The sequence below is a fragment of the Enterobacter sp. ECC-019 genome, assembly GCF_043974075.1.
GTDB classification, from domain to species: domain Bacteria; phylum Pseudomonadota; class Gammaproteobacteria; order Enterobacterales; family Enterobacteriaceae; genus Enterobacter; species Enterobacter asburiae_D.
In genome coordinates, this window is the sequence record NZ_CP143759.1 from 324,487 (window position 1) to 350,216 (window position 25,730).

Sequence of the window (25,730 nt, forward strand, 5' to 3'; positions counted from 1 at the left end):
GTCTGATGCCCGCACCCCGGCCCTCTCCCACCGGGCTGAGGGTTCCCCAAAAAAATGAAAAGCACGATGAAGTGTGATCTACTGGTTGCGCTAACAAATCAGAAGAGACCTCATCGTGCCTTTACAGACAGTCTGCCAGAAATTTTTCTCCGCGTCTTTACCTGACATTCACAGCTTCCGGGTCAATGTCCTTGTTTCCATGGCCGTCGCCCTCACGCACGGTGCCAGTCTGACCCTGACCAGCCTGGGACGTACCCTTCCCGGCAGGGCGCACGTTAAAAATAAAATCAAACGTGTTGACCGTGCCCTGGGCAATACCGCCCTTCACCGTGATATTCCCCGTATTCAGCACCTGCTCACACATACCATCACCTCCCTGATGCCCTTCTGTGTTATCGCTGTCGACTGGACCGGCTGGCATGACAGGAACTGGCATCTTCTGCGGGCAAGCCTGGTCTGTAATGGCCGCTCACTTCCGCTTATGAGTGAAGTTGTCCCCGCAGAGCTGGCGCAGAACAGCGGTGTACAGTGCCGCTTCCTTGACCGCCTGCATGACGCCATCCCGAAAGACAAAGCCGTTACCATCATTACGGATGCAGGCTTCCGGACAGACTGGTTCCGGCATGTCAGCCAGCTGGGCTGGCGCTTCACCGGCAGGGTCAGGGGCTGTATCAGCTTCCGGCTGGACGGAGATAAAAAGTGGATGAAAATCAGCGAGCTTGAGGCTACCGGACAACCGGTCTGCGTGGGTTACGGTGTCCTGTCCCGTAAACCACGAGCGCCCTGTTACGGCCGGTTCTATCTGCATAAGCGCCCTGACGCAGGGCGTCAGGGAAAAGGGGGAATGCCAAAAACACAGCGGGAACACCGCAGTAGCGCCCGTGAGCCCTGGCTGCTGTTCAGTAATGCAGAGGGGCTGGAGCCGCACCAGATAATGGCGCTGTACAGCCGCAGAATGCAGATAGAACAGAACTTCCGGGACGACAAAAGTCCCCGCTTCGGGTTCGGTCTGAGGCTGAGCCGGAGTCAGGGAAAAGGGCGGCTGGAAGTGCTGAATCTGGTCGCAGCGATGGCAAGTCTGGTGCTGTGGCTGGCAGGTTACAGGGCAGAAAGGCAGTGCTTACACAGGCATTATCAGGCAAGCAGTATCAGACACAGGCGGGTCCTGTCTTACCTGAGTCTGGCAGAAGAAGTCATCCGGCATGAGCCTGGAAAAGTGAGGCGGCTGAATATAGGTAACGAGATAAAAAAGCTGGGAAAAGAGTACAGTAATATGGTCATGGTGGTATGACCATATTACTGGGGATCCCTCAGCCCACCGGGAGAGGGAGAAAGAATCAGCGAATCACCTCATAAATGGCAGTCTGAATGGACTGCCATTTTTTCGAAGCGGCATCCGGCTGCGACTGCGCGCGGCGTGTGGCCATGTCGAGATCGTGCTGCTGGCGTTTCACCACGGCAGGCACGGTGCAGAACGCTTTGAGATACTCTTTACGTACCGAGGTCAGAGACTCGCCGTTCGACATGGCGTGGCTGAGCGTGTTGATGAAGCGACGGCACGGCTTCTCTTCCACCATGTTCTGCCGGTAGCGTAACATCAGCTCCAGCACATCGTCATAGCCTGCCGACATCGCCTCTTCGGTCCAGGACAGCTTCCAGTCCATGCCGCCCTGCAAAAATAGCTGGGTCACGCGGGTATCGTTGCGGTTAATGGCCGAGCGGAAATTATTCTCGTCCCAGGTCACCCCCATGCGCGTGAGCGTTTCGCGCGAGGAAGGCGTCTCGCGCATTTCCTGCGGAGGGGCCACTTCAGCCGCGCTGGCGGTCGCAGGCTGCGGTTTGCTGCTGGTCACCAGCCAGAACCCTCCCGCCACGATGGCAATCACCATGACGCCAACCGCCCCCCATAACGCGCCGGAAATAAGCTGCTCGCGTTGTTCTGGGCTACGCGCCGCGCGCTGGGTTGGCTTTTCAATGGTGTCACGAACTTCAAACAGATCCCCACCGGTGACCCGATCCATTTTCTGCGCCTTTTCCCAGAAGGTATGCAGTTCGCTGGCATCTACCGCCATGAATCCGGCCGGATTGACGCGCGTTCTCCCCTCTTCAAACGCGCGTTGAACGGGCCGCGCGATCTGCGCGTAGTAGTTATCCAACAGCTGAATTTGCGCCGAGCTTAACGTTTTCTGAACGGTGATGCTGTTGCGGATTTGCCGAATGTCGTCGAGGAAGGTTTGCAGCGTTTTACGCGGTTCAACCAGCAGCGTCAGCATGGACGGGTCGCTGAACAGCGAAGCGTAATAGCGGCTGAACTCTTTTTTATCCACCAGCATCTGCGCCAGTTCACTGAACATCATGCCGCTCAGGACATCGTTGATCTCGCCAAGCTTCAGCCAGCGCCGTACGCGGTCAGCGTTAAACAGGGTCTTAAGATGATTGTTCAGCCGCACCTGATCGGGCCAGGCCTGCTGGATGAGCCCTTTAATCATGAGCTCAATCGCGCGTACCTGCTTTTGCGCCTGCTGCTGCTGAAGTTCGCTTCCCGGTGCCAGCTCCGTGCTGTAGGTTAACAGCGGCTGCTGCAGGCGAAGGTGTTCCAGCGCGGTCACAAACCGCATCGCCGCAATAAGCTGGTTTTCACTCACATCCTGTCCGCTTTCATACTGCGGAACGCGCTGCTGCAGCAGGCGTAGCTGGAGCGTAAACTCCGACATCTCGGCATCATTCAGGTTGAGTTTTTTCGCAACGGCTCCCCAGCCGCCCAGAGCTAATCGCGCGCTATCGAGTTGTTCCAGGAACCAGCGTGGATCTTTGCCCTCAGAAGCATGTACATTCAGAAGTAGCAAAATTTCCACCGACGCATGGCGAATGACCGCCAGACAGTGTTCGAACTGTTCGCGAATATGGTGTGATGTGCTGAGAGTCATTGTTTTCCTTAAGCGACAACGAAGACATCCGGAATGGGCACGAGACGCCCTTTTTTCTTTTTATTTATACGCGGTTAACCATACCTGACTTTCTGTTGAAATAAAGTGACAACCCTAAAATCATTTAAAATGTTTCAGGAGAATCCGAATGCCAGTTTTAATTACCCCTCGCCTTACCTGCTCGTCTCTGCAGGAACAAGACTGGCCCTTTTTTCTGGCGCTACAGCAGCATCCCGACGTCATGCGCTTTGTGGCGGAAGACCGCCCCGTCGCGGCGATCCGCGAGGCGTTTGATTCGCGCCTGACGCCCTGGTCACCGGGCAGCGCCCACTGGCTTTGTCTCGTCGTACGTGACGCCGCCTCACAGGTCCCGCTGGGCGTTACCGGGTATGTTCATCATGAGGAGGATTGCGCCGAAGTGGGCTTCCTTTTCGCACCCGAGGCGCAGGGAAAAGGCTACGGCGTTGAATCCCTGAACGCGCTTTGCGATTACGCTTTTCATCAGGGTGGTATACGTCGACTCACCGCTACCGTCACCGCGGGGAATATCGCCTCAAGACGCCTTCTGGAAAAAGCCCGCTTCCGCCTGGAAGGTGAATTACGCGAGAGCTATTACCTCGCGGGACGCTGGCAAAATGACTGGTTATTTGGTTTATTACAGCAGGAATACCTGAATAATAATTCCTGATCAACAGCCATTTGGCGGATATTTCTCGGACGTCGTTTCCTCTACAGTGTCGCTATTAAGAGGAAACGAATATGAAAGGTCATGCGCTGAAAATATCTTCTGCCGCCATTGCGTTAATAAAAAAACATCAGGGTCTTTCTCTGGAGAAATATCGTGACGAAAACGGATTATGGGTTATCGGTTATGGCCACATTATCCGCGATCGGACACATTTTCACGGTCCCATCACGCCTGCCGAGGCAGAAGATTTGCTGCATGACGATATTCAGCTTTGCGAGACGCTGCTGCGGGAAAGTGTGACACGTCCATTAACCCAACAGCAGCATGATGCGCTGGTTATGATGATATTCAGTTTTGAAGAGATGCCTTCCCTCCCAAACGCGATTTTTCAGACCGTTGCACGGGTATAGAACATGGCAGCCTGCGTTCTGTTTTTCACGTCCAGCCGCCGGAAAAGCGCCTGGAGGTGCGCTTTTACCGTGGCCGCACTGATGTTGAGATTACGCCCAATTTCTTTGTTTGACTCCCCCGCCGCCAGCAATTTCAACACGTCGCGCTGACGCTCGCTCAGGGATGATAACGCCTGAGGGGACGACGGCAGGCTGACCCACTCTCCGGGAAAACAGAGCATCCCTCTGGACACCGAATCCAGCACGGCTGAAAACCGCTCGGGGTGGGCGTTTCGGGGAATAATGGCCATGACGTTTCGCTGCAGCAATTGCTCAACCCATCTGGCCTCTTTTTTCGCCAGAACCAGAATCACACGTATCGCAGGAAAGCGTTGCAGCATCTCTTCCAGCAAAGCGATCCCGTCGTCCTGGATGACATTCCCGTCGATCATGACGATAGCTGACGGTGAAGCGGAAACCTGCGCCCATAAATCGTCTGCCTGACAGGTCCCTGTCATATCTATTTCCGGAATTAACGCCTGAAGACTGTGTATCGCTCCGTGAATAAAGAGTGACTGCCTGTCAAACATGATTACTCGCATCGTTTTTTTCCCTCTGAGAATAGCGAAGGGGGATTCTACAGAGGGGTGATTTAAGAAAAAACTCAACGAATGGAGACGTTACAAATCCCCTCGAGTTCTTTATATCTGTCCGTATCTAGACACATTCATATTAAGGATTTACTTAAGGGGTTCCTTCCCCTTACGCGCGTGCATCACAGGAACATACCGCCTGAGACTTCAATACGTTGCGCATTCATCCAGCCCAGTTTGTCGCTGAGCAGTGCCGCAATGGCATCGCCAATATCGTCCGGCAGCCCCACCCGCCCCAGCGCCGTCTGCGAGGCCAGCAGCTGATTCAGCTCTGCATTGTCGCGCACGCGTCCGCCGCCAAAGTCGGTTTCAATCGCGCCCGGCGCAATGATATTGACGGCGATCCCACGCGCGCCCAACTCTTTCGCCTGATAGCGCGTCAGCACTTCCATCGCACCCTTCATGGCCGCGTAGGTTCCTGAGCCCGGCTGGGTAAAACGGGCCAGCCCGCTGGAGACATTGAGGATCCGCCCCCCGTCGTTAAGCAGCGGCAGCAGGCGCTGGGTCAGGAAGAATGGTCCTTTGAAATGAATGTTCAGCGCCTCATCAAACTGGGCTTCCGTCGTGTCGGTATAGGGCGCATATAAACCCGTCCCGGCATTGTTCAATAAATAGTCAAAGGTTTCACGCTGCCAGACGGCCTTAAGGGTTTCCTGAAGCTGTCGGGCAAAATCATCAAAACCCGTGATATCTCCAACGTTGAGCTGTAATGCCGCGGCGTTAACGCCTTTTTGCTGAATTTCATGCACAACATCCAGCGCTTCCTGCTGGCTACGATTGTATGTCAGGACGATTCCCGTGCCGTCTGCCGCCAGCTTTAACGCAGCGTTTTTACCCAGACCACGGCTACCACCCGTCACTAATGCGATACGTTCACTCATCATAAACCTCATTTTGGCTGTTAAGGAGATTGAGAAAGAGCTTATTAGGTGATAGAAAATCAATAAAGATGGGTTAAAACGCTTCACTGTTTCAACAGCAACAATAATGAGTTTTCTCTATGGATAAAATTCACGCAATGCAGCTATTCGTCCGCGTCGCGGAACTGGAGAGTTTTTCCCGCGCGGCCGAAACATTAACCCTGCCGAAAGGCAGCGTTTCACGACAAATTCAGGCTCTGGAAAACCGGCTTGGCACCCAGCTATTGCACCGCACCACGCGCCGCGTCAGCCTGACGCAGGACGGCATGGTCTATTACGAGCGGGCAAAAGATCTGCTGGCAAACCTTGATGAACTCGACGGCATGTTTCAGCACGATCCCTCCAGCATCAGCGGCCGTCTGCGCGTGGATATGCCCGTCAGCGTTGCTCGAAATTTAGTCATCCCCAAACTGCCTGCTTTTCTGCAGCATTATCCGGGCATTGAACTGGAACTCAGCAGCAGCGATCGCCTGGTGGATGTGATCCGTGAAGGGTTTGATTGCGTCGTTCGCGTCGGCACACTGAAGGACTCAGGGCTTATCGCCCGCCCGCTGGGCAAGCTGTCGGTGATTAACTGCGCCAGTCCGGATTATCTGGCGAGATTTGGCTACCCGGAAACCCTGGACGATTTAGGCTCGCACGCCGTGATCCACTACGCCGCGATGCTGGGAACCCGCCCGCAGGGCTTTGAGTTTTATAACGGCAGTGCGACGCAGTGGATAAAAACCGGCGGGGTGTTAACCGTCAACAGCACGGAAACTTACCAGGCTGCCTGTCTCGCTGGGCTGGGCATTATTCAGGTTCCGCGGGTTGGGGTGCGCGATTTACTGCGCGCGAAGAAACTGATTGAGATCCTCCCGCAATACCGGGCCGAGCCGATGCCTGTCTCCCTGATTTACCCCCACCGCCGCAACCTCTCCCGACGGGTCCATCTGTTCATGGAGTGGCTAACTGAACTCACAAAAGCTTACGTGGACTAGTCGCAAGCTATAATTCAAAAACACATCCAGCTCAACGAAAAGGAAAATGCGCGTGATGCCGGAAAACAACCCGCAACGACCCACCCAACATTTAGAGTATGAGCCCGTCAAAAAGATGGAAACCGGGCCTGAAGAGGCCACGTCGCCAGGCACCGCCAGTAAAGCGCTGGGGACCGTCACCGGCATCGCCGCGAGAATTCAGCAGTTTCCCATGATTGCGCATCTGATACGCGCGACCGAGCGCTTTAATGACCGCATGGGAAACCAGTTTGGTGCTGCTATCACCTATTTTTCCTTCCTGTCGATGATCCCGATCCTGATGGTGTCGTTTGCGGCGGCAGGTTTTGTGCTTGCGTCGCACCCGACGCTGCTGCAGGATATCTTCAATAAGATCCTGAATAACGTCAGTGACCCGACCCTTGCCAGCACGCTCAAAAGCACCATCAATACCGCCGTGCAGCAGCGTACCACCGTCGGCATCGTCGGTTTGCTGATTGCCCTTTACTCCGGCGTGAACTGGATGGGCAACCTGCGCGAGGCCATTCGCGCCCAGTCGCGCGATGTCTGGGAGCGTAAGCCGCAGGACCAGGAGAAAATTTGGGTTAAGTATCTCCGCGATTTTGTTTCGCTGATAGGCCTGCTTGTCGCGCTCATCGTGACGCTCTCCATTACCTCCGTGGCGGGCTCGGCGCAGCAGATGATCATCTCCGCGCTTTACCTTGATTACATCGAATGGCTGAAGCCCGCCTGGCGCGGCATTGGGCTGGCCATTTCCATCTTCGCCAACTACCTGCTGTTCTTCTGGATCTTCTGGCGCTTGCCCCGCCATCGTCCGCGCAAGAAGGCGCTGATCCGCGGCACATTGATTGCGGCGATCGGCTTTGAAGCCATCAAAATCGTGATGACTTACACCTTACCGTCGCTGGTGAAATCCCCTTCCGGCGCGGCGTTTGGCTCGGTGCTGGGGTTGATGGCGTTCTTCTACTTCTTCGCGCGTTTAACCCTGTTCTGCGCGGCGTGGATTGCCACTGCCGAGTACAAAGACGACCCGCGAATGCCGGGCAAAACGCACCGCTAACCCCACTCCCGGGCTGAAATTTCAGCCCAATTCATCATTTCAGCATATAAATCCAGTCCGTAACTTTTATTTAACCGAAAACCAGTTTTATTGACTGATATTTAAAATCTGTGAAGCATTTCATAGACGTGTTTTGGCTGGCCTGAAAATTATCCGCTTTTTGTTGCTTTTATCACCAGCGCACGGCTTTGTTACAGATTGAAATGTCGCTTTTGCTGTGCGTAATATGGCCTTTCGTTCGACAAAAATAAGAAAATATTATGCAAGCAACCGCCACCACACTCGACTCAGAAACGGAAAACGTTCCGGTAAATTCGCGCAATAAAGTTGTCGTCGCCTCGCTGATTGGCACCGCCATCGAGTTCTTCGACTTTTATATTTACGCCACCGCGGCGGTCATCGTCTTCCCGCACATTTTCTTCCCGCAGGGCGATCCGACGGCGGCCACGCTGCAGTCTCTGGCGACCTTTGCTATCGCGTTTGTTGCGCGTCCAATTGGCTCTGCGCTGTTTGGACACTTTGGCGATCGCATTGGCCGCAAAGTCACCCTGGTGGCCTCGCTGCTGACTATGGGTATTTCCACCGTGGCCATCGGTCTGCTGCCAACCTATGAAACCATCGGCATTCTGGCACCGGTCCTGCTGGCGCTGGCGCGTTTTGGTCAGGGTCTGGGCCTGGGCGGTGAATGGGGTGGCGCGGCGCTGCTGGCCACCGAGAACGCCCCGGCGCGCAAGCGCGCGCTGTATGGCTCATTCCCGCAGCTTGGCGCACCGATTGGCTTCTTCTTTGCCAACGGGACGTTCCTGCTGCTCTCCTGGCTGCTGACAGATGAACAGTTTATGAACTGGGGCTGGCGTATTCCGTTTATCTTCTCAGCCGTGCTGGTGCTGATTGGCCTGTATGTGCGCGTTTCTCTGCATGAGACCCCGGTTTTCGCGAAAGTGGCCGCGGCGAACAAGCAGGTGAAAGTGCCGCTGGGTACGCTGCTGACCAAACACGTCCGCGTGACCGTGCTGGGCACGTTTATCATGCTGGCAACCTATACGCTGTTCTACATCATGACCGTCTACTCCATGACGTTCAGTACCGCCGCCGCGCCGGTTGGGCTGGGTCTGCCGCGTAACGAAGTGCTGTGGATGCTGATGATGGCGGTGATCGGGTTTGGTGTGATGGTACCGATTGCGGGCCTGCTGGCGGATAAATTCGGTCGTCGTGCAAGCATGATTACGATCACCACGCTGATTATTCTGTTTGCCCTGTTCGTCTTCCCGCCGCTGCTGGGTTCAGGAAGCCCGGCGCTGGTGATGGCCTATCTGCTGATTGGCCTGAGCCTGATGGGGCTGACCTTCGGCCCGATGGGCGCGCTACTGCCTGAGCTGTTCCCGACGGAAGTGCGTTATACCGGTGCTTCTTTCTCTTACAACGTCTCGTCCATTCTGGGCGCGTCTGTGGCGCCATATATCGCCACCTGGCTGCAGGCGAATTATGGTCTGTTTTACGTGGGAGTTTATCTGGCGGCCATGGCGGCGCTGACGCTGATTGCGCTGCTGCTGACGCACGAGACTAAGCATCAGGCACTGTAAGCTAATGCCGGCCTACGATTCAAATGTAGATACTGTTATGCCACGCAAGCATTTTCCTGATGCAATGTGGCATCGAACGGGCGTCCTGATTTCAGGACGCCATACGCCACCTGCGCCAGCTTACGCATCATCGCTCCGATTATCAGCTTCGCTCCCTTGCCGTTCTTTTCCAGACGCGTCCTGAACGCTTTTCCCCACTCCGTTTTGTACAGCGCCACCATCGCGGGCATATACAGCGCCCTGCGAAGCGAGACATGGCCAGCCTTACTCATCCTGCTTGCCCTGTGTACGCTGCTTCCTGATTCATGCTGCCGCGGTGTCAGTCCTGCGAAAGCCGCGAACTGCCGCGCCTGACCGAACCTGTCCTTCAGCCCCACATACGCCAGCAGCACCGCGGATGTCTTTTCACCGATACCCGGTATGCTGTCCAGCAGTTTTCGCCGGTGCTTCAGGTCCGGGTCATCATCCGTCAGGTCCTTTATCTGTTTCTCCAGCCGCTTCAGCTCCGCTTCCAGCCACAGAAGGTGCGCATCGATGCTCGGCATCTGCACCTCCCGCGCCGTCTCACGACGGTTCAGCTCCTGCGTGTGCATGTCTGTCAGGGACTGGTGACGCAGCACCAGCGCCCGCAACGCGCGCTCCAGCGGATGAGGTGCCTCCCAGGCTACCGGACGCTTCTGCCGGCAGAACTCTGCCAGCATACGGGCATCAACGGCATCGGTTTTACTGCGCAGGCCTTCACTCTGCGCAAAGGCTTTACCAAGAGCCGGGTTGATGATGGATACGGTGAAACCGGCATCGCTGAGGGATGCTGCTGCGTCTTCCATATAGGTGCTGGTCGCTTCCATGCAGATATGTGCCTGAGCCACATTATGGCTGCGGAGCCAGCTGAGCAGCTCCTCGTGACCTTTAGGTGTGTTAGTAAATTTTTTGCTGCGGTGACGGCCATCAGGTCGCAACACATCGACATCCAGCTTAGCTTTGGAGACATCGATACCAATAAAGTGAAGTTCCTGTTCCATAGTGAAACCAACCTTGTGAATGCGGATTACCGGGAAAACCGGTCCATGATACTGTCCGGTTTGTCACTTGTGGAGAAGGTGCAGTCCACTGCAGGGATCTACAACACAGGCTCGTGGCCTAAGGCCGGGTACGGCATGTGGACTGCATGGCAGAAAGAACTGGCCGGTTCTTTCTGCACGGAAGGATAATACAAGGCCGGGTAAGCGCAGCGCCACCCGGCAAAAACAGGCCGCACCTTACTTCTTCATCTGCGACAAAATAGTCCGGCACTGATTGGCCTCGCCTTCTGACGGCGAAATCAATGCCAGCAGCGCGGCGGCTGGGGTAACCAGCGTCGCAAGCGCCGCAGCTACTGCACCACGCGCAATCAGCGGTCCGGGCTTCACGCCCGCCTGCGGATTTTTGAAGGTCCCGCGCACGTAAAGCGGCGAGCGCAGAGTGATAATACGGATCCCCTTACTTTCCGGGTCAATCGTCAAATCAAGCTGCTCTGAGGCCATGCTGGCGGTCCCGGTCACGTTAATCACCGCGTTTTCCGTGTCGAAGGCAAAAATCTGCGGGCGCGCCACGCCGTTAACCAGATCCAGATTGGCCGCCGCGCAGTTCACCCGCACCTCGTCATCACCGAAGATTTGCCCGATGACGTAGTTACCGACATTCAGCCCCAGGATCTCCATCAGGTTTCGGCTCACCAGCCCGTCGTTCATCAGCAGCTTCAGGTTACCATTGCCGCTGCCCAGCAGTGCTGCCACCGAGTTCCCCACGCCGCGAATGTCGGCATCACCGTTCATTTCACCCAGGGTTTTCTGCATCAACTCTACGTTCGGCATCAGCGCTTTCAGCTTCAATCGACGCGCCTGGATCTCCGCCCGTCCTTGCATCGGCTTCTTATCGCCTTCCAGGTGAATGTTCGAGGAGATCGTCCCACCCGCCATGCCAAACTTCAGCGGCTGCAAGCGCAGATCGGCGTTTTTAAGGAGGATATGGGTCGAAAGATTGCTGATCGGCAGCGTACTGCCATGTTCAATTTTTCCACCTTTGAAGCGCACATCCGCATCCATCACGTTCCATTTATCCGTCTCAAAACGGTCATAAGGCAGCACTTTCCCGGCAGGCTGAGGATCTTTCTTCACCTCTTTTGACTTCGTGCCTTTACCGGAATCGATACCTATCAACGGGCCTAAGTCGGCCAGACGCAGTTGACGGGACTCAACATCCCCTTCCAGTTTCGGGCGCGGTTTCCCGGTGGTGTAGGTCAGGGTGCCGTGAATATCGCTGTCGCCGATGCGCCCATTGAAATTCCGGTAGTCAAAAACGGACGATTTTTCGGTGTCGATTTTGGCAACCAGATGCCCGTCCGTTTCGAACGGTGGGGTATCCGGCAGCAGTACGCCGGTCAGTTCATACAGCTCGCCCAGCGAATCACCGGCAAATTTAAGCTGAAGGTCGACGCCACCCATATTCATCGGGTCGTTGACCGTGCCCACGAACGCCACGCGGGTGTTACCGGAACGGAAATCCGCCTGCACCGGGAACGGCGTGCCTTCGCTCCGCAGCGCCAGCATGCCGCCTATTTTCCCTTTACCGCTGAGAGGCTGATTGTTGTAGCGTCCTTTTGCCGTCAGGCCGAAGACATAGTCACCTACGCTTGCCGCCTCGCCTTTTGCTTTCGTGCCCGTGACCTCGCTAAACGGTAGCGGTTTGCCCAGCGGATCGACGAGGATCTCCACATCCGCCTTGCTGACCTTATCGTCGATGGCGATCCGTCCGCGATCGAAAAGAATATTGTCGAGACGGAATGACCAGGAAGAAGGCTGGGCATTCGGATCTTTTTCGCTGTCGCTGGCAAGGTTAAACGTCCAGTTATTGTTTTTTTCTGAGAGTCGGATCAGGCGCGCATCGGGCTGCTGAAGTTTGATCCACGGCAGATAGACCGTTCTGGTGAGGAGCGCCAGCGGAGCCAGCGTGGCTTCAACGCGCGGCAGGTGGATCATTGTGACGTCCGGGATATTCGGCGGGTTGCCGAGGATGATGTCGTCGGCATGGACGTGTGGCCAGGGGATCCAGCTTCGCCAGCCTGGCTCCTCTTTCTGACGCTCCCATACCACCCCTAAATCACCACGTATGGCGAAGGGGCGGTTCAGTTCGGTTGAGACTTTCTGGTTGATGGTCGGCTTGAGACGGTTCCAGTCAAACGTCGCAATAATGATGGCGACGACCACGATCAACAACAAGAAAATCCCTGCTGTCCAGGAGATTACCCTGGTTGTTCTTGTCATTTTTATCCCCTTTCCTGATGACCTGTTCTGTAAAACTATAGTCCAGACAAAGGGAAGCGGGCTTATCAGAGGGTCGTTATAACGTTATCGAGGCGATCCATGGGTACCGGGCGAGAGAGATAATAGCCTTGCGCCGCCGCTGCGGGAGAGTTTTGCACATCGCGCCACTCTTCCAGTGTTTCCACACCTTCAACAATCACGCCCTGGCAATAGCGGTTCATCAGCTGTAACAACAGCGTAAACAGATTCCGCCCTTCCTGGGTCTGACGCAGCATGATGAACAGATCGCGGGCCACTTTAATGTAGTCGTAGCGCACTTCACTCAGTGCGGAAAAATTCGCCATGCCGGTGCCAAAGTCATCCAGCCACAGCGGGCCGTATTCGCATATCGACGCAAACGAGGAATCCTGCGGCAGACGGACATGCTCCACCAGCTCAAAACGCATCCACGGAAGAGTGGCGATCAGCTCCTGCAATTTCGCATTCTGGCGCAGCGCCAGCAGGGTTGGGCCATCGACATTCACCGAGGCGAGGATATCGTGCCGTTCGAAAAAGGACTGCTTCGTCGCCAGCATACGAAGCTGCTCTTCCAGCACGTCCAGACGCTGGCGAACGGCAACTTCGGCAAAATAGCGGTCCGGCGCGATGCGCTGAGTCGGGTTTGAGGGGTGCGTAACGACGGTCAAAATTTCAATTGCCATCAGTCGACCATCTGTTCGGTAGATCGGCTGATAGGTGTACGCACGCTCACATTGCAGCCAGTAGCGATGCTCCTGCAAGTTCTCAATACTTGCCTCAGGCGTAGTGCTCAGCCGCTGGATAACCTGCTCTGACTTCATTTCAGATGTCCTGTTGTTGGGATAGCCTTTCTGGACTCGTCACAGGATTATCGGCGCGACAATTGAGAACTTTATGTTCAATTCACCGGGAAGATGAAATTAAGATGACAGAAATGCGCGGGAACACGCGCTGGCTCAAACAAAAGAATGGAACGTTGTTTTAATATAGTTGACCGGTTAATTCACTCAGCGCACACTGCTGATAATTCTTCTGTTCAGGTTCACGACTATGTCCAAAAAAATTGCCGTGATTGGCGAATGCATGATTGAGCTGTCACAAAAAGGCGCGGAAGTCAGCCGCGGATTTGGTGGCGATACGTTAAACACCTCGGTTTACATTGCCCGTCAGGTCGCGCCTGATGCGCTTACCGTGAACTACGTTACCGCCCTGGGCACGGACAGCTTCAGCCAGCAAATGCTGGAGGCCTGGCAGAGTGAACATGTTGAAACGTCGCTGATTCAGCGTATGGAAAACCGCCTCCCGGGGCTTTATTACATCGAAACCGACAGCACCGGCGAACGCACGTTTTATTACTGGCGTAACGAAGCCGCGGCCAAATTCTGGCTGGAGAGCGACGCGGCCGCGGCCATCTGCGAAGAGCTGGCGACATTTGACTATCTCTATCTGAGCGGCATTAGCCTGGCGATTTTAAGCCCCGCCAGCCGAGAAAAGCTGCTCTCGCTGCTGCGCGACTGCCGTGCAAACGGCGGGAAGGTTATTTTCGATAACAACTACCGCCCGCGCCTGTGGGCCAGCCGCGAAGAGACGCAGCAGGTCTACCAACAGATGCTGCAATGCACCGACATCGCCTTCCTGACGCTCGACGATGAAGACGCCCTGTGGGGTGAGAAACCGGTAGAGGACGTGATTGCACGCACGCAGGCGTCAGGCGTGAGCGAAGTGGTGATTAAGCGCGGTGCGGATTCTTGCCTGGTCGCAGTGTCGGGTGAAGCGCTGGTTGACGTCCCGGCGGTGAAGCTTGCCAAAGAGAAAGTGATTGATACCACGGCGGCAGGCGATTCATTCAGCGCGGGCTATCTGGCGGTACGTCTGACGGGTGGAACGCCGGAAGCGGCGGCACAGCGTGGGCACCTGACGGCCAGCACGGTGATTCAGTATCGCGGGGCGATTATTCCGCGTGAGGCGATGCCTGTTTAAGTAGGGTGCGGGCTGATGCCCTAACCCTCTCCCGGTGGGCTGAGGGTTCCCCAAAAAAATGAAAAGCACGATGAAGTGTGATCTACTGGTTGCGCTAACAAATCAGAAGAGACCTCATCGTGCCTTTACAGACAGTCTGCCAGAAATTTTTCTCCGCGTCTTTACCTGACATTCACAGCTTCCGGGTCAATGTCCTTGTTTCCATGGCCGTCGCCCTCACGCACGGTGCCAGTCTGACCCTGACCAGCCTGGGACGTACCCTTCCCGGCAGGGCGCACGTTAAAAATAAAATCAAACGTGTTGACCGTGCCCTGGGCAATACCGCCCTTCACCGTGATATTCCCCGTATTCAGCACCTGCTCACACATACCATCACCTCCCTGATGCCCTTCTGTGTTATCGCTGTCGACTGGACCGGCTGGCATGACAGGAACTGGCATCTTCTGCGGGCAAGCCTGGTCTGTAATGGCCGCTCACTTCCGCTTATGAGTGAAGTTGTCCCCGCAGAGCTGGCGCAGAACAGCGGTGTACAGTGCCGCTTCCTTGACCGCCTGCATGACGCCATCCCGAAAGACAAAGCCGTTACCATCATTACGGATGCAGGCTTCCGGACAGACTGGTTCCGGCATGTCAGCCAGCTGGGCTGGCGCTTCACCGGCAGGGTCAGGGGCTGTATCAGCTTCCGGCTGGACGGAGATAAAAAGTGGATGAAAATCAGCGAGCTTGAGGCTACCGGACAACCGGTCTGCGTGGGTTACGGTGTCCTGTCCCGTAAACCACGAGCGCCCTGTTACGGCCGGTTCTATCTGCATAAGCGCCCTGACGCAGGGCGTCAGGGAAAAGGGGGAATGCCAAAAACACAGCGGGAACACCGCAGTAGCGCCCGTGAGCCCTGGCTGCTGTTCAGTAATGCAGAGGGGCTGGAGCCGCACCAGATAATGGCGCTGTACAGCCGCAGAATGCAGATAGAACAGAACTTCCGGGACGACAAAAGTCCCCGCTTCGGGTTCGGTCTGAGGCTGAGCCGGAGTCAGGGAAAAGGGCGGCTGGAAGTGCTGAATCTGGTCGCAGCGATGGCAAGTCTGGTGCTGTGGCTGGCAGGTTACAGGGCAGAAAGGCAGTGCTTACACAGGCATTATCAGGCAAGCAGTATCAGACACAGGCGGGTCCTGTCTTACCTGAGTCTGGCAGAAGAAGTCATCCGGCATGAGCCTGGAAAAGTGAGGCGGCTGAATATAGGTAACGAGATAAAAAAGCTGGGAAAAGAGTACAGTAATATGGTCATGGTGGTATGACCATATTACTGGGGATCCCTCAGCCCGGTGGGAGAGGGAATATTTAAGCATTACTGCCCCTGCGGAATATCTGTCGCGTCCGGATGTAAGTCATCAGCCGTGGCGGCCTGCGCAGGCTGTGGCGCGGTAGCCATAATGGAATCCCAGGTCTTCTGAAGTTCCTTCATGTCATATTCCGGCTCGCCCTTCGGTTGCAGGAGGATCAACGCCATCTCCTGCGACAGCTGCTGACGGAGGTCCTGATTGAGCATATTGACGGTCAGACCGTTCAGGAAGTCCTGACGAAGCTTCTGGTACTGTTCCGGCGCAATGTCCACCACCTGATTCTGCAGGGAACGAATACGCTGGCTGATCAGAATGTCGGTGTCGGCGCGAGCGTAGGTCGCAAAAAGCTTCTGCAGCTCGAGTTTTTTCTGCGCCACGAGAGCGTTGAACTCCTCTTCGGAAAGCCCCTCTTTACGCACTTTTGCCAGCTCTTTCGCAACCACACCCAGATTGGCATTCAGCTTATCGCCCGGCGATTCAACGTTGATGGCGCACTGCGCACGCTGGAACAGCACGCGGCAGTCAAAGCCAAGACCGATATTCTTCACGTTGTTCTTACTCAGCGTCTGCTGAACGTGCCAGAACAGCGCTTCACGGGCCAGATCGGCACGCCAGTAGCGCAACATCGCCGCGGACTCACGGATTGGCTGCCAGGCGTTATCCCACATGACGGAGAGGCGATCCTGACGCACGGCGTCCGTCATTATGCTTACAGGCTCTGCACGCAGCGGAGAGAGCGTCGGAACAGGGGCTGGCGTTTCACGCTTGCCTTTCAAATCACCAAATGCTTTGTTGATCTGCTCCACCACCGCGCGGCTGTCCACGTTGCCTACTACGATCAGCGTCATCGCGTCCGGGGTGTACCACTTCTGGTAGAACGATTTTACCTGTTCGGCGTCCACCGGCTGTTTCAGCGGCTCGGCCGGGTCATGTCCCAGTAGCGTTGAGCCCTTCAGGCGGTAACGCCACCAGCCCTCTTTGGTATCCCCAGGCCAGGTCGCCACCATGTCACTGTTGCTCAGCGCATAGTTGACGGTGTCCGGCGTAATCGCCAGATTGCCAGAGGCATCGGAGAGATACGTAAGCGCCTCTTTAAGCAGGTCGTTACGGTTGTTTGGCAGGCTCAGGTTAAACATGGTGTAGTCATACGAGACAACAGCCGGTGGAAGTGGACGCTTCGGATCGATGGCCTGCTGCCAAAGCGAACGCACCTGAACCGCTTGCAAGCTGCCGCTCTGCGTGAGCGCCAGCCGGGGAATAAAATGGCTAAAACCGGTTTGCTGAGTGCTTTCCGTGAGGGAACCGGTATTAATGGACAGACGGATTTCAATACGGTCACTGGGACGTTGCGGAGTGGCTAACACCTGCCACTGAAAACCGTTCGCTAATGTCCCTTGTTGCCAGGCCGGGTCTGGCTGGAGCGCATCTGCCTGCACATAACTGGCTGCTGCCATCATCAGCAAACCGCCGGTTAAGAGTCGAATTTTTGTGCCCTGCATGTGAACCCCTGATCAACATTCCTGGTTAAAAAAGAGTGTTTCGCGACGCGCTTCACTCTTAAAGATGACGATGAAAACACGTCGATTAGACCGCGCGTTCGGCAAAACGTCACGGTCCGAAGTGAAATATACCCAAAAAAAATCTTGTCGAATTATGACAGGTACGAACAGTTATTATGCGCAGGAGCCCGCATCCCGACAAGGGAATACGGGCATTTGTGACAAGATTAAGAGGATAAGCCAGGATTTTTGCTGTCAGTTGAACGGTTATTCAGAGTATCGTCGAGCTTTTTGTGATCCAGCTCTTTCACCCATTTCGCTACCACCACCGTTGCCACGCCGTTACCCACCAGGTTGGTTAACGCACGCGCCTCTGACATGAAGCGGTCAATACCCAGAATCAACGCCAGACCCGCCACCGGCAGGTGGCCCACAGCGGAAATGGTGGCAGCCAGCACGATAAAGCCGCTGCCCGTCACGCCTGCCGCCCCTTTAGAGGAGAGCAGGAGCACCACCAGCAGGGTAATCTGGTGGAAAATATCCATATGGCTGTTGGTCGCCTGAGCGATAAACACGGCCGCCATCGTCAGGTATATCGAGGTGCCGTCCAGGTTGAAGGAGTAGCCCGTTGGGATCACCAGCCCGACCACCGATTTACGGCACCCCAGCTTTTCCATCTTATCAAGCATACGCGGCAGCGCCGATTCTGAAGAGGAGGTCCCCAGAACAATCAGCAGCTCTTCGCGGATGTAACGGATAAATTTGAAGATGTTGAAACCCGTCGCGCGGGCGATGGACCCGAGCACCACGACCACGAAAAGGATACAGGTGATATAGAAGCAGATAATCAACTGACCCAGCTGCACCAGCGTACCGACGCCATACTTACCGATGGTGAAGGCCATCGCACCGAAGGCACCGATTGGCGCCAGGCGCATGATCATATTGATGATACCGAAGATGACCTGCGAGAAGCTTTCGATCACATTAAAGATGAGCTGGCCTTTGCTGCCCAGACGGTGCAGGGCAAAGCCAAACAACACGGCAAACAGCAGAACCTGCAGAATGTTTCCGCTGGCGAACGCACCAATGACGCTGCCCGGTATCACGTCAAGCAGGAAGGCCACCACGCCCTGATCCTTCGCCTGCTCGGCATACACCGCGACCGCTTTGGCATCCAGCGTTGAGGGGTCTACGTTCATCCCTGCGCCTGGCTGCACCACGTTGACGATGATCAGACCGATAATCAGCGCAAGGGTACTGACCACTTCAAAATAGAGAAGCGCCACTGCACCGGTACGACCTACCGCCTTCATGCTTTCCATGCCAGCGATGCCCGTCACGACGGTACAGAAGATCACCGGAGCGATGACCATTTTGATGAGCTTAACGAACGCGTCGCCAAGCGGTTTCATTTGCGCGCCCAGTTCAGGGTAATAGTGACCCAGCAGAATACCGATGGCGATGGCTGTCAGGACCTGGAAATAAAGACTTTTGAAGAGTGAGGTTTTCATAAGGTGTCCTTGGGAAGAAAAACCACAGGCTTTGTAAGGTTATGGTTAACCTGCGGCTTTAAAATAACACCCACATAACAGGACAGAAATAAACTCAGTTCAAATTTGAAACACAAATGTTAAGAACTTTGAGCTGGCTCGCACAAGCCAGCAACAAAATTACACTTTTGCGTGGTTGTCAGCGCCAGAAAGGTATCGTTGTTCAAAGACATCCGAAGGAACAGCAGGGGCAAAAAGAAAGCCTTGTCCGCTCTCCACGCCCGCCTCTGCCAGCCAGGCGCGTTGCGCTTCGGTTTCAATCCCTTCGGCAATAAGATCCAGGTTGAGACTGCGCGCCATCTGGATTATCGCCTGCACCATGCTGCTGTCGCCAGGCAGACCCTCGACAAACGCTTTGTCGATTTTGAGCACATCCACCGGAAGGGTTTTCATGTGCTGAAGCTGGCGCAGCCCGGCGTATCCCATGCCAAAATCGTCCAGCGCAATGCGAATGCCGGCATTGCGCAGCGGCTTCAGGATCGCGACCGCCTCGTTGGGATCGTCAATACGTCGGCTCTCAGTCACTTCCAGGGTTAACGTATCTGGCTTGATTCGGTAACGATGGATCAGCTCCAGCATCTCTGAAACCATGGTCGGGTGCATAAGCTGCAGGGCAGACAAATTGACCGACAGCGGCAGCGTCACGCCGCGCTCTTGCCAGGCCGCAAGCTGACGGCAGGACTCCTCCAGTACCCAGTAACCAACGGTAACCATCAGGCCGCAGGACTCGATGCGCTCAATCAGCCCTTCCGGCAGCTCCCACGAACCATCCGGCTGCTGCAGACGCAGCAGCGCCTCGGCGCTTTTCACTTCTCCCGTCAGCAAATTCACCTGTGGCTGTAGCCAGAGGGCAAACTGGCGGTTATCCAGCGCGGTCAGGATGTCGCTTTCTTCCGTCAGGCGCTGCTGCGCCTTTTCCATCTGCTCCGGGTCGAAGAACTGGATCTGATTTTTCCCTTTGCGCCGGGCGGTAAACGCCGCCGAGAACGCACGACGATAAAGCTGTTCCGCCGTTAAATCACCATAGTACATGGCGATACCGATACTGGCGCTTGGACGAAGCTGGATACCCTGAATGGGCAACCGCTCATTAATGACAGTGAGTACTTGCTGACCTAATGTAATCGCATGCCAGGGTTCTTTTACGCCATTGGCAATCACCACCAGGTCGTAACCGCTGACCTGGGTCAGCACCATGCGCGGGGCAAGGACAGATTTCACCTTTTCCACCAGGGTCAGCAGCAGCATTTCGCGCTGGCTCTCCTTGAGCACGCCAGCCGTGTCCTGCAGGGTTTCACAGGCGATTGCCATCAGCGCCGTGGTTTGCTGACGGGCAACGGTCTGCTCCAGTATCGCCATCAGGAAGGCTTTATTGGGAAGCTCCGACACCGGGAAGCGCGTGGCGCTGCTGTTTAGCTCATCCTGCTGACGCTGGATGCGCTGCTGGTTGAGGTTGTAGCTGCGCACCAGCATACCTATCTCATCGTCATGATGCAGACGCGGCAGCTCTAGCTGATGCCCCATCTGATCCTGTGGTGCAAGCGTATTCAGCTCGCGGGCGATACGGCGCAGCGGATGAACAATCAGCCGGTTAATGCACCAGGTGAGCGCCACGCTGAGGATTAGCGTCATAAGTAAGCAAGTGGTCACTAACGTAACCACCCAGCTCATGACGAATTTATACATGCGGTAGGAGTCTGCCTGTAATACCAGGTAGGCCAGCGGCTGCGGGTTGGCAGGGCGTTCGAGTGAATAAACGGGCAGCGAAATTTGCACAGGCAGTTCAAACAGGCGCATCACCATCATCGGGACGGGACGCTCCGGAATAAAGCTCATCCGCAGCGCCTGAAACTGGTTGGGCAAGACGACGTCGGCGCGGCTAACGACGCCGGCAGGCTGAATGCGTTTTAAAATGGTTTCCGCTTCGGGAATATCCCCTTTCAGGATAGAGGCAGAAAGCGGGCCGCGCACCGAGCGGGCGATACTTTCTAACTGCGAAGCCGTGTTATAGCGATTCTGCTGTACGGAATGAAACAGCAGAATTACGCAGAAAAGCAGTACAAACAGCATGGTGACGGCAGAGACCATCGCCATCTGTTTGATTGTTAAGGAACGGCTGACACGCAAAATGACTCTCCACAAAACTCGAAGCGCAGGGCGCGCCAGGGTGTAAACCTGGCGCGCCTGAGTATACCCGATTGCCACGCTATTAAGAGAGACTTACAAATGGATTAAGGAAAATCCGATTACCAGTCCGCATACGGGATGAGCGGCTGCGGCGGTAAGTCCATATCGCCCTGCCAGCCTGCAGCAGAGTAACGCACATAAATGAGCGCATGGCTTGGGGTATAGTCTTTCGCTTGCTGGATATCCACGCCCATGCCCACAAACCAGTTGGACGTTACGCGGCGTTCGATAATGGCCCGCGCGGTATAACCCGTGCCTGAGCTGCTGCTGCCGGTTTCCATCGCGCCCCGGTCGGTGTAGCGGTCTGGCTCATCGGTTGGGATCAGATTCTGAATCGGGTAGCGCAGCTCGTCTTTGGTTTTGGAGTGAGACCAGGACACCGAGCCACCCAGCTCCCAGGACCAGTTCTCAGTGCGTTTACGCCAGGTCACCGGCAGCGCGAAGGAGACATACTCCTGCGGGCTGTAGTAGCCGCCCTGACCCAGGGTATAACCGCTCAGGTCTTTATCGTAGTGCCAGAGCATATTGGAGACGCCGACCGTCAGGCGCTCATTGTTTTTATTAATGAGCTTGTAGTAGTAACCCGTCATCCAGCGGACACGCCAGTTATCTTCCACATTTTTACCCGTCAGCGTTTCCGCGTTCAGGCTGGACCAAACGCCGTTCGCTTCCCCTTTGTCATAGCTCACGCTTACGCCGCCACCGGTGGCACGTACGCCGCCCCAGGTGGTGCCGGTGTTGGTATCTTTTTGCCCGGCAAAGGCCAGCAGAGAGCTGGAGATTGGGCGGCGATGGGCGTTAACGGTATAGCCGACAGGCCCCAGGTCGCTGCTGTAGCTGATGCCACCCACCACGTCGACGACGTCAAAGCCCATTGGCGTGGTGCCAATATCCATCGCCCAGGTTTTATTCTGCCAGCCGACGGCAACGCTTGCGCCATTGTCGGACTGATGGGTATTGCCGCTACACGGTGTTTCGTAGCAGGTCCCCCATTTAGGATCGTAAGTCCCGTTATTGTTATCAAACGAACCGGCATCCATATTGACCAGATCGCTTCTGAAGAACATGCGTCCGTCAGAGAGCGGGGCATCCACCTGCAGCATGGTGGTATGCGCTTTCAGGTCGGAATAGCCACCCGTGCCGCTGGAGCCCCAGTAGTCGTGCTGCAGCGTGACGTTAACATCCTGCTGACGGTACAAGTCACCGGCATCACTGCGCACGCCGCGCTTCAGCCAGTCGTCCTTTTCATCGTTACGCGTCAGACGGGTAAAATTGTCGTTGTCGGCCGGACGGGTCGTCGTGATGCCGGACGACACCATCGCATCTTTATAGGTTTCCAGCGCCTGCTGAGGCTGCCCGTTTTGCGCCTGGAAACGCGCGGCATCACGTAATACCAGCGCGTTTTCCATGGAGCCGGGCTGCGATTTAGCCTGCGGAATGATTTTGTTGAAGGTCTGCTCTGCGGCAGCGGAATCGCCCAGGCCTGCTTGCGCCATCGCGACCCGGCGCTGCATGTTGAGCGACTGCGGCTGGCCGTTTTGCGCGGCGGGCAGTTTCGCCAGCTCTGCGCGCGCGGCATCGTTGTTACCCTGCGCACTATAAATCTCGGTCAGGCCGAGGATCGCGTCTTCGTTCTGCGGTTCACGCTGCAGAACGGCGCTGTACGTCGTTTTCGCCGACGCCAGATCGCCACGCTGCTGCGCCCAGTCCGCCAGCGTCAGGTCGATGCGGGTGGAAGTCGGTTGCTGACGCAGAAGGTTTTCCGCCTCCTGCTCTTTGCCGCTGTCGCGCAGACGGTTGGCGGTTTCCAGGACCTGGTTGCTTTGCAGGCGGTCGGCAAGCTCCTGAATATTGCCGTTCCACTGGCTGCGCGGCAGCGTGTCCAGATGCGCCAGCGCGGCGCGGTCCTGATCGTTACCGGAAAGATAGAGCCCGCTGGCGTACACCTGATCCGGATCGGCCGGTTTCTGGCTGGCAAGCTGACGCATCAGGGTATCCGCCTGGCTGCGCTGACCCGCACTGTAGAGATCGCGCGAGAGACGATAGGTTATCCACACGTCGCCCGGAGAGAGCGCCAGACGATGACGCTGAATCTCTGCCGCCTGAGCGTATTTCCCCTGATTTTCCAGCTGTTCTGCCTGGGCGGAGAGCTGCTCGTTAGTCAGGCTGCGTTCAATATCATCAATGCTCCGGCGCTGGCTGGCGGAGAGAGACTGGATAAACTGCGAGGCCTTCTCCGGGGACTGCGCGCGGTAGATATTAGCCAGGCCGCGGACCGCATTGCTGTTGCCGCTGTCCATACGCAGCGCCTGGCGATAATAACGTTCCGCCGCGTCGTTATCTTTACGCGCCGCGGCAGCATCGCCCAGCCCCAGCACGGCATAACTGTCGGCATTGTCGATACCGCGTGCCTGCTGGTAGTAACGCTCCGCCTGCGCCGGGTTATTCGCCTTCAGCGCCGCATCGCCCTGCTGGATCAGCAGCCAGTAACGGTTAACCTTGAGCAAACTGTCCCATTTACCCCGGTTATCGCTCTGGGGATCGAGGGCAATCGCCTTTTCAAACTGCGCCACCGCGCGGGCGCGGTCGCCTTTCTGGGAATAGGCCTGACCGAGGGCGCCCACCGCTTCACTGTCGGCATGGTTGGCGCTGACGGCTTTTTGCAGCTCAGCCACCGCCTTACTTCCCTGCCCGGCATCCACCGCCGCCAGCCCTTCCGCTTTCGCGCGGAACGCCGGGTCAGCGAGCTGTTTTTGCTGCGCTTCAAGCTGGGCACGCGCCGCCGCGACGCTATCACCGTCGCTGAATACGCTCAGGTATTTTTGCAGCGCGCTGACGCTGGCGCTGCTGGCAGGCTGACCCTTGATTTGGTCATACCACATATCAGACGCCTGGTTACGACCATTGGTAGATTTGGCCATCTCCTGCAACACCGCAAAGCCTTCATCACGGCGTCCGCTCTGGAACAAAAGCTGGGACAGCGTCGCCTGCAGCTGTGTATTTCCTGGGCTGCTGGTATTTATTTTCTTGAGCTGGTTAATGGCTGCATTCCGGCGAGCGGGGTCTTTCGCCACGACGTTCCAGTATTCCGTCGCCACGTCGCCGCCCGGCGGGTTGCCGTCAAACAGCTTGTCATAGGCGGCAATCGCCTCCTGTGTGTGTCCCGTGGTGGCGAGTAATCGCGCCTGCTGGAGCTGCTGGCGGCCATCCGGCGTGGAAAGCAGCATCGTGTTGCGAGATGACTGGTACGCACTCGAGCCCGGCGCGATCCCTTTCAGACGATCCAGCTCTTTTTGTGCGCCAGCGTTATCGCCCTGGCGCAGCAGGTAGCGAAAGCGTGCGGCAATGACGTCAGGGTTGTTCGGGTCAATCAGCTCAAGACGATAGAGCGACTGACGAACCAAATCCTCACGCTGTGTCGATTCGCCCAGCCGAACCTGCTCCAGCAGCTGTTTCTGCTGCGGAGAGTTGGCGGCCTGGGCCCACGGCATAAGCGCCAGGCCAAGCGATAAAGTGAGTAGATTTACTGTGAACTTGCGCATTCCTGGCCCCAATCCGGTATTAATTCACCTTTTGCGGTGAAGCGAAAACGATGCTGATCCCATCCTTGCCCAAAGAGAGTCAGCACGTAGCTGTAATAGGCATTGTTATCGGGAAAATGGTCCGCAACGCGCTGGCGCTGAACCGCCTGGGCATCACGCTGTTGTAAAAACGGCAGCATGGCGGCAGAGAACCCGACCGGACCATTCCCGGTGCGTTTCCCCGTCGCCACATCCACTTTCTCCGGCGGTACACCCCGTTTCATTGTCTTTGCCGCCATCGGCTGGAAGCGCGTCAGCAGCCGGGCTTTCTGAGGATCTTTATCACTCATCATTCCCACCCAGAGATAAACGCGGATGGCGTCGTAGCCGCCCACCAGCGATTTATCCTGCTGTAACCGCCAGCCTTTGTTTTTCTGATACTGCACCCAGTCCGGCGAAAAACCTTTCGGTGCACTCTCCAGCAGCAGGCGCAGATTGGTTTCACGAAGCTGGGGCCACGGGGCACCCAAACGCGTGAAATAACTCGCTAACTGTGGAGGAAGATAACTGGGGTTAAAGCGCCAGACGTGTTCATCGGCAAAACCGACTTTACCGGGAAGCAGCATTGCGCCGAGCCCCGGCACTTTCACCACTTCCTCGATGGCAATGCGTTTCAGCAGCGCCTTGCCCGTGCGGGTATAGTCCGGATGTTTCCACAAGCGTCCCGCTTCGAGCAGTGACCAGGCGATCCAGACATCGGCGTCAGAGGCGGAGTTGGTATCAATCACCGCCCACGTCTCTTTATCTTTCTGACCCCATAGCCAGGCAGGCAGGTGGTCGTTGAGATTGCCGCTGGCAAGATTATCGCGCGTCCAGGTCAGCAACTGGTCAAACGCGTTGCGATCGTTCGCCGCCAGGGCAAAGAACAAGGCGTAGCTTTGCCCTTCCGACGTCGTAATTTTGCGCGTGTCGCTGGGATCAACGACACGCCCGCCCTCACTGATGTAATCCTTTTTAAACTGCTCCCAGGCAGGCCAGGTACAGGCGGCGCGAAGAGGAAGCGCCGCCAGCATCAACGCTGCAAATGCACACCAGCGAAAGGCTTTCATCAC

19 protein-coding genes are annotated in these 25,730 nt (G+C 56.2%); 8 read left to right on the forward strand and 11 right to left on the reverse strand.

Translation table 11 applies throughout. The features are described 5' to 3' along the window. Positions 1 to 115: 115 nt before the first annotated feature. Positions 116 to 1,291, forward strand: a complete 1,176-nt coding sequence (locus V1566_RS01670) for an IS4 family transposase (RefSeq protein WP_395303820.1) — start codon at positions 116 to 118, stop codon at positions 1,289 to 1,291. A gap of 46 nt (positions 1,292 to 1,337) precedes the next feature. Here V1566_RS01670 and V1566_RS01675 read toward each other — a convergent pair whose 3' ends face one another. Beyond that, a complete protein-coding gene (locus V1566_RS01675; protein WP_395304895.1) occupies positions 1,338 to 2,927 on the reverse strand; it encodes an STY4199 family HEPN domain-containing protein in 1,590 nt (529 codons plus the stop codon). Between the two features lie 148 nt (positions 2,928 to 3,075). Here V1566_RS01675 and V1566_RS01680 point away from each other — a divergent pair, with 148 nt between their 5' ends. Then, positions 3,076 to 3,615 carry a GNAT family N-acetyltransferase gene (locus V1566_RS01680; protein ID WP_395304896.1) on the forward strand — a complete coding sequence of 180 codons (540 nt, stop codon included), beginning with the start codon at positions 3,076 to 3,078 and terminating at the stop codon, positions 3,613 to 3,615. A gap of 71 nt (positions 3,616 to 3,686) precedes the next feature. Beyond that, positions 3,687 to 4,025, forward strand: coding sequence for a lysozyme (locus V1566_RS01685; RefSeq protein WP_395304897.1), 339 nt, complete (start codon positions 3,687 to 3,689; stop codon positions 4,023 to 4,025). On the opposite strand, the gene V1566_RS01690 is transcribed toward V1566_RS01685, so the two are convergent. Together V1566_RS01690 and V1566_RS01695 are read right to left on the reverse strand one after the other, a co-directional pair. Further along, complete coding sequence (locus V1566_RS01690; RefSeq protein ID WP_395304898.1) at positions 4,004 to 4,606, reverse strand: DNA-binding response regulator; 603 nt, start codon at positions 4,604 to 4,606, stop codon at positions 4,004 to 4,006. The two genes, V1566_RS01685 and V1566_RS01690, sit on opposite strands and share 22 nt — an antisense overlap. A 173-nt stretch (positions 4,607 to 4,779) precedes the next feature. Continuing rightward, a complete protein-coding gene (locus tag V1566_RS01695) occupies positions 4,780 to 5,538 on the reverse strand; it encodes an SDR family NAD(P)-dependent oxidoreductase (RefSeq protein WP_395305941.1) in 759 nt (252 codons plus the stop codon). A gap of 119 nt (positions 5,539 to 5,657) precedes the next feature. On the opposite strand from V1566_RS01695, the gene V1566_RS01700 reads away from it, so the two are divergent. From V1566_RS01700 to V1566_RS01710, 3 genes are all read left to right on the forward strand, one after another. Further along, positions 5,658 to 6,557, forward strand: coding sequence for a LysR family transcriptional regulator (locus V1566_RS01700; RefSeq protein ID WP_395304899.1), 900 nt, complete (start codon positions 5,658 to 5,660; stop codon positions 6,555 to 6,557). 55 nt (positions 6,558 to 6,612) lie between these two features. Next, complete coding sequence (yhjD, locus tag V1566_RS01705; RefSeq protein WP_395305942.1) at positions 6,613 to 7,635, forward strand: inner membrane protein YhjD; 1,023 nt, start codon at positions 6,613 to 6,615, stop codon at positions 7,633 to 7,635. 260 nt (positions 7,636 to 7,895) lie between these two features. Next, positions 7,896 to 9,218 (forward strand): MFS transporter, encoded by a 1,323-nt coding sequence (locus V1566_RS01710; RefSeq protein ID WP_395304900.1) that lies wholly within the window; start codon positions 7,896 to 7,898, stop codon positions 9,216 to 9,218. A gap of 35 nt (positions 9,219 to 9,253) precedes the next feature. On the opposite strand, the gene V1566_RS01715 is transcribed toward V1566_RS01710, so the two are convergent. From V1566_RS01715 to pdeH, 3 genes are all read right to left on the reverse strand, one after another. Next, positions 9,254 to 10,240, reverse strand: a complete 987-nt coding sequence (locus V1566_RS01715) for an IS110 family transposase (protein WP_395303481.1) — start codon at positions 10,238 to 10,240, stop codon at positions 9,254 to 9,256. A gap of 237 nt (positions 10,241 to 10,477) precedes the next feature. After that, on the reverse strand, positions 10,478 to 12,520 hold the full coding sequence (locus tag V1566_RS01720; protein ID WP_395304901.1) for an AsmA family protein: 2,043 nt from the start codon (positions 12,518 to 12,520) through the stop codon (positions 10,478 to 10,480). A 65-nt stretch (positions 12,521 to 12,585) separates the two neighbouring features. Next, positions 12,586 to 13,359, reverse strand: a complete 774-nt coding sequence (gene pdeH / locus V1566_RS01725) for a cyclic-guanylate-specific phosphodiesterase (RefSeq protein ID WP_252034910.1) — start codon at positions 13,357 to 13,359, stop codon at positions 12,586 to 12,588. 229 nt (positions 13,360 to 13,588) lie between these two features. Between pdeH and V1566_RS01730 the strand changes: the two genes are divergently transcribed. Then, a complete protein-coding gene (locus V1566_RS01730) occupies positions 13,589 to 14,518 on the forward strand; it encodes a sugar kinase (RefSeq protein ID WP_395304902.1) in 930 nt (309 codons plus the stop codon). Positions 14,519 to 14,637: 119 nt separating this feature from the next. Then, the gene (locus V1566_RS01735) at positions 14,638 to 15,813 is read left to right on the forward strand and encodes an IS4 family transposase (RefSeq protein WP_395303820.1); all 1,176 of its coding nucleotides are present in this window, start codon (positions 14,638 to 14,640) and stop codon (positions 15,811 to 15,813) included. A gap of 50 nt (positions 15,814 to 15,863) precedes the next feature. On the opposite strand, the gene V1566_RS01740 is transcribed toward V1566_RS01735, so the two are convergent. From V1566_RS01740 to bcsZ, 5 genes are all read right to left on the reverse strand, one after another. Further along, on the reverse strand, positions 15,864 to 17,357 hold the full coding sequence (locus V1566_RS01740; protein ID WP_395304903.1) for a M16 family metallopeptidase: 1,494 nt from the start codon (positions 17,355 to 17,357) through the stop codon (positions 15,864 to 15,866). Positions 17,358 to 17,584: 227 nt separating this feature from the next. Continuing rightward, positions 17,585 to 18,871: a dicarboxylate/amino acid:cation symporter gene (locus tag V1566_RS01745; RefSeq protein ID WP_023333768.1), complete on the reverse strand. Its 1,287-nt coding sequence runs from the start codon at positions 18,869 to 18,871 to the stop codon at positions 17,585 to 17,587. 159 nt (positions 18,872 to 19,030) lie between these two features. Next, positions 19,031 to 21,037, reverse strand: a complete 2,007-nt coding sequence (hmsP, locus tag V1566_RS01750; protein WP_395304904.1) for a biofilm formation regulator HmsP — start codon at positions 21,035 to 21,037, stop codon at positions 19,031 to 19,033. 119 nt (positions 21,038 to 21,156) lie between these two features. Next, positions 21,157 to 24,639, reverse strand: a complete 3,483-nt coding sequence (gene bcsC / locus V1566_RS01755) for a cellulose synthase complex outer membrane protein BcsC (RefSeq protein ID WP_395304905.1) — start codon at positions 24,637 to 24,639, stop codon at positions 21,157 to 21,159. Next, a complete protein-coding gene (gene bcsZ / locus V1566_RS01760; RefSeq protein ID WP_395305943.1) occupies positions 24,621 to 25,727 on the reverse strand; it encodes a cellulose synthase complex periplasmic endoglucanase BcsZ in 1,107 nt (368 codons plus the stop codon). Before bcsZ ends, bcsC begins: the two co-directional genes overlap by 19 nt. Positions 25,728 to 25,730: the final 3 nt, after the last annotated feature.

What these genes read in the sequence shown, in the direction of transcription:
- V1566_RS01675 (WP_395304895.1), bottom strand. Translation starts at nt 2,927, where the DNA reads ATGACTCTCAGCACATCACACCATATTCGCGAACAGTTCGAACACTGT.
- V1566_RS01680 (WP_395304896.1), top strand. Translation starts at nt 3,076, where the DNA reads ATGCCAGTTTTAATTACCCCTCGCCTTACCTGCTCGTCTCTGCAGGAA.
- V1566_RS01685 (WP_395304897.1), top strand. Translation starts at nt 3,687, where the DNA reads ATGAAAGGTCATGCGCTGAAAATATCTTCTGCCGCCATTGCGTTAATA.
- V1566_RS01690 (WP_395304898.1), bottom strand. Translation starts at nt 4,606, where the DNA reads ATGCGAGTAATCATGTTTGACAGGCAGTCACTCTTTATTCACGGAGCG.
- V1566_RS01695 (WP_395305941.1), bottom strand. Translation starts at nt 5,538, where the DNA reads ATGAGTGAACGTATCGCATTAGTGACGGGTGGTAGCCGTGGTCTGGGT.
- V1566_RS01700 (WP_395304899.1), top strand. Translation starts at nt 5,658, where the DNA reads ATGGATAAAATTCACGCAATGCAGCTATTCGTCCGCGTCGCGGAACTG.
- yhjD (WP_395305942.1), top strand. Translation starts at nt 6,613, where the DNA reads ATGCCGGAAAACAACCCGCAACGACCCACCCAACATTTAGAGTATGAG.
- V1566_RS01710 (WP_395304900.1), top strand. Translation starts at nt 7,896, where the DNA reads ATGCAAGCAACCGCCACCACACTCGACTCAGAAACGGAAAACGTTCCG.
- V1566_RS01715 (WP_395303481.1), bottom strand. Translation starts at nt 10,240, where the DNA reads ATGGAACAGGAACTTCACTTTATTGGTATCGATGTCTCCAAAGCTAAG.
- V1566_RS01720 (WP_395304901.1), bottom strand. Translation starts at nt 12,520, where the DNA reads ATGACAAGAACAACCAGGGTAATCTCCTGGACAGCAGGGATTTTCTTG.
- pdeH (WP_252034910.1), bottom strand. Translation starts at nt 13,359, where the DNA reads ATGAAGTCAGAGCAGGTTATCCAGCGGCTGAGCACTACGCCTGAGGCA.
- V1566_RS01730 (WP_395304902.1), top strand. Translation starts at nt 13,589, where the DNA reads ATGTCCAAAAAAATTGCCGTGATTGGCGAATGCATGATTGAGCTGTCA.
- V1566_RS01740 (WP_395304903.1), bottom strand. Translation starts at nt 17,357, where the DNA reads ATGCAGGGCACAAAAATTCGACTCTTAACCGGCGGTTTGCTGATGATG.
- V1566_RS01745 (WP_023333768.1), bottom strand. Translation starts at nt 18,871, where the DNA reads ATGAAAACCTCACTCTTCAAAAGTCTTTATTTCCAGGTCCTGACAGCC.
- bcsC (WP_395304905.1), bottom strand. Translation starts at nt 24,639, where the DNA reads ATGCGCAAGTTCACAGTAAATCTACTCACTTTATCGCTTGGCCTGGCG.
- bcsZ (WP_395305943.1), bottom strand. Translation starts at nt 25,727, where the DNA reads ATGAAAGCCTTTCGCTGGTGTGCATTTGCAGCGTTGATGCTGGCGGCG.